The organism is Lacinutrix sp. MedPE-SW, from assembly GCF_001874145.1.
Classification (GTDB): Bacteria; Bacteroidota; Bacteroidia; order Flavobacteriales; family Flavobacteriaceae; genus Lacinutrix.
The window spans coordinates 34,127-46,949 of record NZ_MPCX01000007.1 but is presented as its reverse complement, the minus strand read 5'-3'; the positions used below and the strand labels follow the sequence as shown (position 1 = coordinate 46,949).

The following is a 12,823-nucleotide window of genomic DNA, read 5'->3' as shown; positions in this document are numbered from 1 at the left end:
TGTTTTGTTGAAATAATACTTAACAAATATAAAATTTTTACTTTCGTTATGCTTAAACACAGTTAATGAAATTAATTAGACTTTTATTATTACCTATTGTACCCATATATTTTGCAATTACATGGTTTAGAAATTTGTTTTATGATTTGGGCTACAAATCGTCTAAATCTTATGCATTTCCTGTATTATGTGTTGGGAATTTAAGTGCTGGTGGCACTGGTAAAACACCAATGGTTGAATATTTAATAAGACTTTTAAAGGATGACTTTAAACTGGCTACATTAAGTCGTGGTTATGGCCGAAAGACGAAAGGTTTTAGATTAGCAAATGCAGCTACTACTGCATTAGAAATTGGAGATGAACCGTTTCAGTTTTATCATAAATTTAAAGATGATATTTTAGTTTCTGTTGATGAGAATAGACAACATGGTATTGAAATACTTAGAGCGTTAAAAAACAAACCTGAAGTTGTGGTATTAGACGATGCATTTCAGCATAGAAAAGTAAAAGCAGGATTTAATATTTTACTAACAACTTATAATAAGCCTTTTTACAGTGATTTTGTTTTACCTACTGGTGATTTACGAGAACCTAAAAATGGCGCGAAAAGAGCACAAGTTATTGTTGTAACTAAATGCCCAGAAACTATTAGCAAGCTTGAAAAAGATAATATTATTAGTAAAATAAAACCTAAGCCTTACCAAAAAGTTTTTTTTAGCTCTATTAGTTATAGTGAGTTTGTTATTTCTAACTCTAAAAAAATTGCGTTACAAGATGTGCAAAGTTTTACATTAGTTACAGGTATTGCAAACGCTAAACCTTTAGTTTCTTTTTTAAATAAAAAACAACTTAAATTTAATCATCTTGAGTTTAAAGATCATTATAATTTTTCTGCTTTAGATATAGAGCGTTTTGCTAAAGAAACATTAATAATTACTACCGAAAAAGATTTTGTTAGGCTTAAAGACTACAGTGAGCTAAGTGACAACTTATATTACTTACCTATTACAGTTTCTATTGATAATACTAAGGATTTTAATACCTCTATTTTAAACTTTATAAAACGTTTTTAGTTTTGTTTTACAATTAAAGCTTCGTATAACTTTTTCTCGAAATCTTCTTGTTTAAAAGGCTTAGAAATTATATCTGTAAATCCAGCTTCGTCAAATTCCTGCATTTTATCTTCTATGGTCACTGCTGTAAGTGCAAAAATGGTTAAGTCTTTATCAAAAGCTCTAATAAGTTTTGTAGCTTCTATACCACTAATTCCTGGCATATGAATATCCATTAAAACTACATCGTAATTACCATTTTGTACTTTATCTACTGCTGCTTCACCATTGTCTACAACATCGCAGTTAAGCTTCATTTTATTTAAAATCTTTTTAGTAATCATTTGGTTGATTTTATTGTCTTCAACCACCAAGATTTTAACATTATCTAGCTTTACTTCTTCAACATCTTTAAAGTAATTTACTTCTTTTTCTTTAACGACTTGCTCTGTATATTGCATTGGTAGTTCGAAATAAAAAGTAGATCCTTTTCCTAATTCACTTTTTAAGTAAATTTTTCCTTTTAAAATATCTATTAATCCTTTAACAATAGATAGCCCTAAACCTGTTCCACCGTATTTTCTGTTAATTTGAATTGAGCCTTGAGAGAAGCTCTCGAACATGTGTTCTTGTTTTTCTTTGCTTATACCTATACCGTTGTCTTCAACTTCAAATAAAATGTTATAAAGCCCGTTATTTTCGTCTATTTTTTTTGCTCGAACCCAAATATCTCCATCTTTTGTAAATTTTATAGAGTTACCTATTAAATTAATTAAAATTTGAGATATTTTTAGTTGATCTGAATTATAGTTAAGCGGTAAACGCTCATCGTATTCAAAATGTATTTTTATATTATTATCTAAAGCTGAATTATTTAAAGCAGAAATGACATTAGATATTTTCTTTTTAAGATTAAAAACTTCTGCTTCAATATCTACCTTATTTGCTTCAATTTTATTAATTTGAAGAATATCGTTAATAAATGTAAGCAAGTAATCTCCTGAAAATTTTAATGATTTTAAATGTTGAACTTGTTCTGGTTTTGGGTCTTCATCTAAAAGCATATTGGTTAAACCTGTAACAGCATACAATGGTGTACGTAATTCATGCGTTACTGTAGATAAAAAATTAGCTTTAGTTCTAGAAGCCAATTCTGCTTTTTCCATGGCTACAATTAACTCACTATTTTTTTTATGGAGTATGTTATTAGATTTTAATCTAATGTTGTTATTCTTATATAATGATAAGGTTAGTAATGATAATATAGTTATTAATGCAATACTTAAAATTGTTGTTAATTGATCGAATGTACTAAAATCTGATTCTGCTTCTAAATCTGCTTCTTTTGAGTCTTGAAACTCTGTACGGTTTGCTGTTAATAACTGCGCTTTTTCTGCTGCTAAATAAGATCTTTTTTCTTGTAATAAAGAATCAGACACTTTCATATGTGCCTTTAAGTAAAGGTTTGCTAATTTTAAATTATTACTTTTCTCATATAGGTTACTTAAAATTAAATAACCATCGCTCAATATATTAGAATAATTATTTTCTTTCGCTATTGAGAAAGCGGTATTTGCATTTTTTAAAGCTAAATCTAAATTATCATTTTCTTGTGCTTTTGCTAATGAAAACAAAGTTGCACTAGATATTTTTTTTAATTGGTGTTTATTTGCTAAATCGTTTGCGTGTTCAAATGCTTTAATAGCTTTCTTTTTATCTCCAATTGCTAAAAGAACTTTACCTTTTTTTAATATTGCTTCTGTTTCATATTTATGTAAATCTTCTTGACTAAAATAAGTTTCTGCTGATTTATAATAGTCTAAAGCTTTAGAGTATTCTTTTGTGTAAGTATAAACGTCTCCAAGTGTTTTATACGTTTCTGCTAAATTAATGTAGTCTTTAGCAAAACGTTGTAGCTCACTTGCTTTAATAAGCATTTTTACAGCATCTTCCGGCGCCTCTAAAGCATAGTTAGTTTTACCCATTTTTGAGTAAATCAAGCCAAGACTTTTTTTATTGTCTAAGACTGATGCATTTTTTAATGCAAATTCTAAATTTTGTTGCGCTTTAAAGTATTTGTGTTCATTAATGCTCGTTTGGGCTTGTTTTAGATAGTTATCTATAGACACCTGTAACGATTCAATCTCTTGCTCATTTAAGTCTTGAGAATGAACTGTAATACTTAACAATAATAAAATAGCACTTAATATCTTATTGCAAAGGGACATTATTCTTGTTTATTTAATTTCAAATATAATTATTATATCGATAAAAGCGCTTTCTTTTCCGATAAATTGATTATTAGATCAATAACTCTACTAGAATAACCTGTTTCATTATCGTACCAACCAATAATTTTTACCATATTTCCTATTACAGATGTCATTTGAGAATCGAAAATACAAGAATGTGGGTTACCTACTATATCTATTGACACAATAGGGTCTTCTGTATATTCTACTATACCTTTATATTTTGTATTTGCGGCATTTTTAAATGCTGCATTTATAATTTCTATAGAAACTGTTTTTTTAACATTAAAAGTAATATCTGTTAAAGATCCATTAGCTACTGGTACGCGAATACCACAACCACCTATTACCTCTTCTAACTCTGGAAATATTTTAGTTAATGCTTTTGCCGCTCCTGTAGTTGTTGGTACTATAGATTGTCCTGCTGCTCTTGCTCTACGTAAATCGCGATGTGGTTGATCATGCAAGCTTTGGTCTGTTGTATAGGAGTGAATTGTAGTAATATAAGCTTGGTTGATACCACATAACTCATTTATAATAGCAATCATTGGTGCTGCATTGTTAGTAGTACATGATGCATTACTAATAATGGTTTCTGTACCATCTAAAATATTTTCATTGGTACCTAAAACAATTGTTTTTATATCATCGTCTATGGCTGGAACACTTAAAATTACTTTTTTTGCACCGTTTTTAATATGGTGGTTTAATGTTTCGGTTGTTTTAAACTTTCCTGTGGCTTCTATTACAAAGTCTGGTTTTAAAGCACTCCAGTCTATATCTTGTGGGTGTTTAAAGCTATATAGCGGAACTTCGTCTTCGTTAACAATAATACTATTTTTTCCTGAAGAAACATTCCCATTAAACACACCGTGAATACTATCGTATTTAAATAAATGACTCAATGTTTTAGCATCGGCTAAGTCATTAATCGCTACAACTTTTATGTTATTATAATCTTGAAGCAGTCTAAAAACACGACGACCTATACGACCAAAACCATTTATGGCAACAGTAATCATTTATTAATTAATGTGTTTTTGTGCCTTGTACGATGAGCGAACTAATGCACTACTTTCTACATGTCTAAACCCTAAGTCTAAACCTATAGTTTCATATTCTTTAAATTGATCTGGAGTTATAAATTGTTTAACAGGCAAATGTTTTTTACTTGGTTGTAAGTATTGACCAATTGTAACAACATCTACATCATTTTCTCTTAGGTCATGAAGTGTTTGTATAACTTCCTCTCTAGTTTCTCCTAAACCTAACATAATACCAGATTTTGTACGGCGTTGCCCTTGTTGCTTTAAATATTTTAAAACACCTAAGCTTCGTTCGTATTTTGCCTGGATTCTAACTTCACGTGTTAAACGTTTTACAGTTTCTATATTATGAGATACTACTTCTGGAGCAACCTCTATTATACGATCTATATGCTTTTCTATACCTTGAAAATCTGGAATAAGTGTTTCCATTGTGGTTTGTGGATTCATACGGCGAACAGATTTTACAGTTTCTGCCCACATAATACTACCCATATCTTTTAAATCGTCTCTATCAACACTAGTTAAAACAGCATGTTTAATATTCATTATTTTAATAGAACGTGCTACTTTTTCTGGCTCATCCCAATCTACTGTTTCTGGTCTTCCTGTTTTTACACCACAAAAACCACATGAACGTGTACATACATTACCTAAAATCATAAACGTAGCAGTTCCTTCTCCCCAACATTCTCCCATATTAGGACAACTACCCGATGTACAAATAGTATTTAACTTATATTTATCTACTAAACCACGAAGCTCTGTGTATTTTTTACCTGTTGGTAATTTTACACGTAACCATTTAGGTTTTGGCTGTCTTTCGGTTTGTTTTGGTTTTAATATTGTTTCTGTACTCATATATAAAAATATCCAGATACAAAGATACGAAGTATTCTATAAAATAGGCTGCTAGTAAATACTAAAAGCTGTCTTGCCTATTTTTTAATAATTGCTGCTAATAGCTTTTTTGCTCGAAGTAATTTAACTTTAACATTATTCATTGGCTCACTAAGCTGTTCACTAATTTCTAAATAACTTAACTCTTGAAAATATCTTAAATTTATAACCTCTTGGTAATGTGGTTTAAGTTTTTTTATATCACGTAGAAGTTTTGCCAAATTCTGTTCGGTGATTAATTTATCTTCTGGTGATGGCGCATCATCCATAACACGATATATTTTCTCTTCGTCTTGATCTGTTATTTTTGAGTGAATAGAACTTTTTTCTTTTCGAAGTAAATCGATATGAATATTTTTAGAAATCGTTATTAACCACGTTTTAAATGCATATTTCTCGTTATATGTATTTATTTTATCGAAAGCTTTTGAAAATGTTTGAATGGTAATGTCTTCGGCATCATTTTCATTTTCAATTCGTTTTAATTGATAACCATAAACATAATCCCAAAATTCATCTAACAAGAAATTAAATGCTTTTTGATTGTTTTTTTTTGCCTTAGCAATGGCTTCTTCTATTTCCAATAGTTAGGTTTTGATATAAGATTGGTTATAAATATAGTTAATTGAAAACCAATTAAAAAAACTTCAAGAAACGGGAGTAAATATAGTACGTCTATTTCATTTAATTTTTTTGCAGAAAAACCTACCGTTAAATATTGAATAACAAACCTTAACAACATTAAACTAATTACAAATTGCCACTTAAAAAGCGTAATTAATAGTGCTATTGAAACGACCCAAAACAATATTTGCGAACAGTAAAATAATGCTAACAATATTTTATGTTTTACTTTATACAGTTTTGCTGTAGAAACGTGACGTCGTTTTTGCCTAAACCAACTATTAAATGTTGTTTTTGGATTTGAGATTGTAAAACTATTTTCTAAATAACTAATACTAGTATTATTTGCATTTGCAGCCTCATTAATAAACAAATCGTCATCTCCAGATCTTATTTTTATATGTTTAATAAAGCCATTAGTTTTAAAAAATTCATTTTTATGGTACGCCAAATTTCTTCCTACTCCCATATAGGGAATTCCTATTTTTGCGAACGAAAAGTACTGTATAGCAGTTAATAAAGTCTCGTAACGTATTAACTTGTTTAAAAAAGATTTATTAATTTTTTGGTATGCACCATAACCTAAAACAATTGTTTTATTATTTACAAAATGAGAAGCCATATTTTGTATCCACTGGTTAGAAACAGGTTTACAATCTGCATCTGTAAATAATAAGTACTTGTGGGTTGCTGCTTTTATTCCTAGAGTTAATGCATACTTTTTATTACCCCAAAACGCCTCTGTATTTTTAACGTTTACAATTTTAACATTACTGTATTTTGAAGCATATTTTTCCATGACATCCAAAGTACTGTCATGCGAAGCATCATTTATTAAAACGACTTCAAAATCTGGGTAGTCCTGAGATAAGATTAAAGGTAAAAATTGTTTTAAATTTTGAGCTTCATTTTTCGCACATATTAAAACTGAAACGGGTTCTAAAACTGTTTCTTTTATGGGTGGTTTTGATTTTAAAAATGCAAATTTACCAAATAAAAATGCGTAAAAAACAATTTGTACACTTACTACAACTATAAAGCTATAGAAAACAAAGTCCAAAAGACCCATAAAATCTATGAGTGTTGTGGTTCGCTACAATTCTCGAATTGGTCTGGTGTTTTTCCACAAAAACCACAGGCTTCACCATCAGTATTAATCATAGGGTTTTGGCTTGCACAAGTTCCTGCAAATTTACCATCTTTTTTTGCCCAGATTTTTATTGCAATTCCTGCTACAGCTAGAGCTAATAATGCTAATGTTACTAATAAAAGTTTCACTTTGTTATTCTTTTAATTTAAGACTACAAAGATACTGCTTTTATTTTCTACTAAAAAACAGAAAAGCCTTGCAAATTGCAAGGCTTAAATTCTTTGAGATTTAAAACGTTTAATCGTTAATTTTAAACTCGATCTCTGCAACTGGTGTTTCAGAAGATTTTAAAACGTTTTTTCCTTTTTCTTCTATAGTAATACTTAACCCTAAGGCATCTTTTGTAAATGGTACTTCTTGCAACCTTCGTTCTGTTACTGTTAGCGCTCCCATATTTACCATTTTATCTTGTATTTCTACCCACATTTGGTACTCTTTATTGGCTGGTAAAATAGGTAAAGACACAACATCAATCATTGCCTTTTTCTTTTTTGGATTTATATAAGCTACCGTTTTTAAGTTCTTTGCTCTACGATCTCCCTTTAAAACATACTTTTCTGTCTCAGGATCGTTAAGTTGTGCTAATTGGTTTGATAAGGCTTCTAATTTTAAATTATTTCCTAAAATATCATCTCTAAGATCGAAAACCTCATCTACTATTTTCTGGTTTTCTTCCATTAAACTAGCATTTGTATTATAGAAAAACAATGAAGTTCCTGCAAAAATTAATGCGGCAACACTTGCTGCTATGCCAAAAGCAAAAAACGACTTTTTAGGTTTTGCAGGCATAGTTTTTACTGGTTTTTCATCAAGCTCGTTTAATATATCTCCTAAAATATGTACGGGTGCTTCTTGAGCATTAGCCATTGCTACAAACTCTAAATTATTTTCTAATTTATTGTAGGCTGCTTTAATTTCTTGAGAAGCATCTAAACGTTTCTCTACCTCAAGTGTCTCTTGAGTATTTGTTTGACCTATTAAATACTTTTCTAATAAGCCTGATTTCAAAAATGTTTGGTTATCAACAGTCATTTTCTTACAATTATGGGTTGTAAATTTTCTTCAATTCACGTAATCCTATTTTTAATCTTGATTTTATTGTTCCTAACGGAATATCTAATTCGTCGCTTGCTTCTTGCTGGGTCATACCTTCAAAAAACAATGCGTTTAATACAATTTGATACTTTAAATCTATACTTCTTAAATGTTTTTTTAAGTCTATTGTATCTTGATTTAAACTATTGGTTGTCAATTTATATACGTTAGATTCTTCAATTTGGACTTCTTTAGACATTTTATTGTTTAAAGAACGAACTTTATCAATAGCAGAATTATATGCTATACGGTATAACCATGTAAATAATTTTGCTTTTTCTGGATTATAACTCTTTCCTTTTTTCCATACTTTTACAAAACTCTCTTGCAAGACATCTTGTGCTGTATCATCATCTTTAATTACTTTTTTTATGACACCCAAAAGTGCACCAGAGTAATTTTCATACAATAATGATATGGCTTTTTTATCGTTGTTTTTAAGCAGAGTTATTATTTTATTTTCTATGGTATTACTCAATACTATTTTTTGTTTAGTTAGTTAACAGTTAGCGCATTATATTATTATTAATTTACAGTAAAATCTATATAATATTTACTTCTGCTTCTATAGATATTTTAAAGATACGATAAATTGTTTTTTGTATCAATTTTGAAAGATTAAGGATATCTTCTCCTTTTGCTCCACCATAGTTAACTAAAACTAAAGCTTGTTTTTTATGCACGCCATAATTACCAAACGTTTTTCCTTTAAAACCAGCAGTTTCTATTAACCAACCTGCAGGTACTTTAACTTGACTTTCTGAAACTTTATAACTTGGTACTTTTGGAAAATTTTCTTTTAATTTTTCAAATTCTTCTAATGAAATTATTGGGTTTTTAAAAAAACTACCGCTATTACCAATCTCTTTTGGGTTTGGCAACTTACTTTCTCTAATTGCAATTACAGCTTTTGAAACCTCTTTTATTGTTGGTGTATTAACACCCATTATTTCTAATTGAGTTTGTATTGCACCGTAATTAGTATGAAGCTTGTGATTGTTTTTTGTTAGTTTAAAAACAACATTAGTTATTACATATTGTCCTTTTACTTCATTTTTAAATATAGAATTGCGGTAACCAAAATTACAAATGTCTTTTGTAAAGGTTTCTAATTTTAAAGTTTTTAAGTTTAGCGCTTGACAAGACACAAAATAATCTTTAAGCTCTACACCATAGGCACCAATGTTTTGTATTGGCGACGTCCCTACATTACCAGGTATTAAAGACATATTCTCTAAACCACCAAAATCATGATTTAGGGTCCATTGTACAAATTCATGCCAGTTTTCACCAGCATTAGCCTTAACATACACATGATTTTCTGTCTCTCGAGTTATAGTTATACCTTTTATATTAATATGCATAACTAAGGCATTTATATTTTTAGTTAAAAGCATGTTGCTTCCACCTCCAATTATAAATTTCTCTTTATAAGTTTCAAGTTCTAATACTTCTAATAGATCTTCTAAAGAATTTATAGTCACAAAATGTTTAGCAACTACGTCTAAACCAAAAGTATTATACTTTTTAAGAGCTATGTTGTGTTGTATTTGCACTAATCTTTATAAACTTTTAAGGCTTGCTTTATAATGTTAACGGCTTTTATTAAGCTTTCGTTATTTAACACATAAGCTATTCTTATTTGATTTAAGCCTACTCCTGGAGTTGAATAAAATCCTGCTGCTGGAGCAACCATAACAGTTTCTCCATCTACATCAAACTCTTCTAATAACCACTGTGCAAAAGCATCACTATTTTTTATTGGTAATTGAGCTATACAATAAAAAGCACCTTTTGGGTTTGCTACTTGAACGCCTTCAATTTTATTTAATTCTGAAATTAATGTATTTCTTCTTTCTACATATTCTTCTATAACCTCATCAAAATAACTTTGTGGTGTTTGCAAAGCTGCCTCACTAGCAATTTGTGCTAATGTTGGCGGACTCAATCTTGCTTGAGCAAACTTTAAAGCCGTTTGTATTACCTCTTTATTTTTTGATACTAAACAACCTATTCTTGCGCCACACATACTATAACGTTTAGAAACAGAATCTATAACAATTGCATAATCTTCTAAACCTTTTTCTTGTAGTATTGAATAATGTGTTGCACCATCATACGCAAACTCTCTGTAAACCTCATCGGCAATTAAGAATAAATCATGTTTTTTAACAATATCTGCAAGCTTTTTAATTTCCTCTTTAGAATATAAATACCCGGTAGGATTTCCAGGATTACATATTAATATAGCTTTTGTATTTGCTGTAATTAATTTTTCAAATTCTTCAATTGGAGGTAAAGCAAAATTATTTTCAATTTTAGATATTACTGGCACAACCTTTACTCCAGAAGCTGTAGAAAACCCATTGTAATTAGCATAAAATGGTTCTGGAATAATAATTTCATCATCAACATCCATAATACTTCCAAAAGCAAATAGCAAAGCTTCACTACCACCAGTAGTTACAATAATATCATCATGATTTACATGAATATCATTTTTTTCGTAATAATTTGCTATTTTTTGTCTGTAAATTTCAGATCCTTCAGAACGTGTATAAGCTAAAATATCTAACGAGTGAACTTTAACAGCATCAAGTGCCACTTGTGGTGTTTTTATGTCTGGCTGCCCAATATTTAAATGATAAACAGTTTTCCCTGCTTTATAAGCTTTCTCTGCATAAGGCACAAGCTTTCTTATAGGTGATTGTGGCATTAATTGCCCTTTTTTTGAAATCTTTGGCATAGTAATAATTTTAAAAAACAAAGTTGCAAAAAAAAAGTCTAATCTATGTTAATAAATTGCTTAACTTACTATGTTATGTTTTTTAAAAATATTGCTTTAGGCTTCTTATTTATATTGTGCACTATTAATGTAACTTTTGCACAAAATGGATATTTTATTCAAAACAAATCTGGTGTTGATAAAATAGATTTTAAACTGGTTAATAACATAATTGTTATACCCATAGAAGTTAATGGCATCAAACTATCTTTTTTATTAGATTCTGGAGTTAATAAACCTATTGTTTTTGATGTTTTAAATGTTTCTGATTCTTTAAATGCTATAAATGCAGAGAAAATATACCTTAAAGGTTTAGGTAATGGTGGCTTAATTCAAGCACTTAAATCGAAAAACAATATTTTTAAATTAGGAAACACTATAAATTTTAATCAAGATTTTTTTGTTGTCTTAGACTCATCTATAAACTTTGCTCCATACCTTGGCGTCCCAATACACGGCATTATTGGTTATGATATTTTTAAAGATCTAATAGTTGAAATTAATTATTCTAAAAAAATATTAAAACTTTACAATCATGCCAATTACAAATCTAGAAAGTGCAGAAAATGTGAATTTTATAAATTAGATTTTTTTAATAACAAGCCCTATTTTAAAATAGAAACCATAATAAATAAAAACATAATTCCGGTAAAACTTTTAATAGATACAGGAAGTAGTGATTCTTTATGGCTTTTTAATAATGATAGTTTAGGGATTGTTAACCCAAAAAAATATTTTAATGATTTTTTAGGTTTTGGTCTTAGCGGAAGCATTCATGGTAAACGCTCAAAAATTGATGGTGTAAGATTAAAATCTTTTATATTTAAAAACCCTAAAGTATCGTTTCCAGATGAAGAATATACAACTTTAATAAAAAAAATAAGTGGTAGAAATGGTAGTATTGGTGGTGAAATTTTAAAACGTTTTAATATCACTATAAACTATAGAGATTCCATTATAAAGTTAAAAAAAAATAGAAATTATAAAGATCAATTTAATTATAATAAAAGCGGTCTAACAATTATTAAAGAAGGCATAAGATTAGTAGAGGAAATTGATAACAGTACGTCTTTTACTTATGGTACGCAAAATCAAAATTCTGCAAACAACACCTTTTCTACCAATACTAAATTTGATATAAAACCAGCATTTGTAATTTGGGAAATTAGACCTAACTCACCTGCTTTTTATTCTGGATTAAAAAAAGGCGATGTTATATTAAGTATTAATAGTATAGACACTAAAAACTATAATTTACAACAACTTATTGCTAAGTTTTATAAAGAAGATGGAAAAAAAATAACGCTAACAGTAGATAGAAATGGTAATATTTTAAAATTTAAGTTTAAACTTAAATCTCCATTAAACTAAAAAAGGCCAAAAACCGTTGTTTTTGACCCTATAATTTTATTTTTAAAAAAGTACTATTGTTCCATTACACTTTTTTTCTTGTTATCTAAAACACTAGTTTTAGATGGATCTATTACTTCTCCTTTAATCTTTAAAGCTACGCTAGGAGTATCTGCATTAGATAAAACTGTAATTGTTTTTCTAATTGGCATTACTCTTTTAGTATCATATTTTACTTCTATTTCTCCAGTTTCTCCTGGCATAATAGGATCTTTTGGCTTCTTTGGCACTGTACAACCACAACTAGAACTTACCTTAGAGATAATTAAAGGTGCATCTCCAGTGTTTGTAAATTCAAATGTTCTTAAGCCATTAGCACCTTTTTCAATGGTACCGTAATCTATTGTGGTTTCTTTAAACTCTATTTTTGCTACTTTTTCTTGAGCATTAAGAGATAATGTCATTAAACCGACAAATAATACTACTATTAAATTTTTCATCATCTACTGTTTTAAGTGTTTTGTAAATTTAGATACTTTTTATTCGTCCTCCAAAAATATTAGATGTAA

General features: G+C 29.0%; 13 protein-coding genes. 2 read left to right on the top strand and 11 right to left on the bottom strand.

Annotated features, from left to right (window positions below):
* The first annotated feature begins 65 nt into the window (after positions 1-65).
* Positions 66-1,073, top strand: coding sequence for a tetraacyldisaccharide 4'-kinase (lpxK, locus tag BM549_RS08125; RefSeq protein WP_290469819.1), 1,008 nt, complete (start codon positions 66-68; stop codon positions 1,071-1,073).
* Here lpxK and BM549_RS08120 read toward each other — a convergent pair.
* The 10 genes from BM549_RS08120 to BM549_RS08075 form a co-directional block, all read right to left on the bottom strand.
* Entirely contained in the window at positions 1,070-3,241 is a 2,172-nt protein-coding gene (locus tag BM549_RS08120; RefSeq protein WP_290469818.1) for an ATP-binding protein, read from the bottom strand. The two genes, lpxK and BM549_RS08120, sit on opposite strands and share 4 nt — an antisense overlap.
* Positions 3,242-3,312: 71 nt before the next feature.
* A complete protein-coding gene (gene gap, locus BM549_RS08115) occupies positions 3,313-4,326 on the bottom strand; it encodes a type I glyceraldehyde-3-phosphate dehydrogenase (RefSeq protein WP_290469817.1) in 1,014 nt (337 codons plus the stop codon).
* Positions 4,327-4,329: 3 nt separating this feature from the next.
* Positions 4,330-5,211 carry a lipoyl synthase gene (gene lipA, locus BM549_RS08110; RefSeq protein WP_290469816.1) on the bottom strand — a complete coding sequence of 294 codons (882 nt, stop codon included), beginning with the start codon at positions 5,209-5,211 and terminating at the stop codon, positions 4,330-4,332.
* Positions 5,212-5,288: 77 nt separating this feature from the next.
* Positions 5,289-5,834 carry a sigma-70 family RNA polymerase sigma factor gene (locus tag BM549_RS08105; RefSeq protein ID WP_290469815.1) on the bottom strand — a complete coding sequence of 182 codons (546 nt, stop codon included), beginning with the start codon at positions 5,832-5,834 and terminating at the stop codon, positions 5,289-5,291.
* A complete protein-coding gene (locus BM549_RS08100; RefSeq protein WP_290469814.1) occupies positions 5,825-6,943 on the bottom strand; it encodes a glycosyltransferase in 1,119 nt (372 codons plus the stop codon). The genes BM549_RS08105 and BM549_RS08100 overlap by 10 nt, the downstream gene beginning before the upstream one ends.
* Before the next feature lie 5 nt (positions 6,944-6,948).
* Complete coding sequence (locus BM549_RS08095; protein ID WP_290469813.1) at positions 6,949-7,152, bottom strand: membrane or secreted protein; 204 nt, start codon at positions 7,150-7,152, stop codon at positions 6,949-6,951.
* A 109-nt stretch (positions 7,153-7,261) separates the two neighbouring features.
* Positions 7,262-8,032, bottom strand: coding sequence for an anti-sigma factor (locus tag BM549_RS08090; RefSeq protein WP_290469812.1), 771 nt, complete (start codon positions 8,030-8,032; stop codon positions 7,262-7,264).
* 34 nt (positions 8,033-8,066) lie between these two features.
* Positions 8,067-8,597 (bottom strand): sigma-70 family RNA polymerase sigma factor, encoded by a 531-nt coding sequence (locus tag BM549_RS08085; protein ID WP_290469811.1) that lies wholly within the window; start codon positions 8,595-8,597, stop codon positions 8,067-8,069.
* 64 nt (positions 8,598-8,661) lie between these two features.
* Positions 8,662-9,675: a UDP-N-acetylmuramate dehydrogenase gene (gene murB, locus BM549_RS08080; RefSeq protein ID WP_290469810.1), complete on the bottom strand. Its 1,014-nt coding sequence runs from the start codon at positions 9,673-9,675 to the stop codon at positions 8,662-8,664.
* On the bottom strand, positions 9,675-10,865 hold the full coding sequence (locus BM549_RS08075) for a pyridoxal phosphate-dependent aminotransferase (RefSeq protein ID WP_290469809.1): 1,191 nt from the start codon (positions 10,863-10,865) through the stop codon (positions 9,675-9,677). The genes murB and BM549_RS08075 overlap by 1 nt, the downstream gene beginning before the upstream one ends.
* Positions 10,866-10,940: 75 nt before the next feature.
* Here BM549_RS08075 and BM549_RS08070 point away from each other — a divergent pair, with 75 nt between their 5' ends.
* A complete protein-coding gene (locus BM549_RS08070) occupies positions 10,941-12,275 on the top strand; it encodes a PDZ domain-containing protein (RefSeq protein WP_290469808.1) in 1,335 nt (444 codons plus the stop codon).
* A gap of 53 nt (positions 12,276-12,328) precedes the next feature.
* Here BM549_RS08070 and BM549_RS08065 read toward each other — a convergent pair whose 3' ends face one another.
* On the bottom strand, positions 12,329-12,754 hold the full coding sequence (locus BM549_RS08065) for a DUF1573 domain-containing protein (protein ID WP_290469915.1): 426 nt from the start codon (positions 12,752-12,754) through the stop codon (positions 12,329-12,331).
* Between the last annotated feature and the right edge of the window lie 69 nt (positions 12,755-12,823).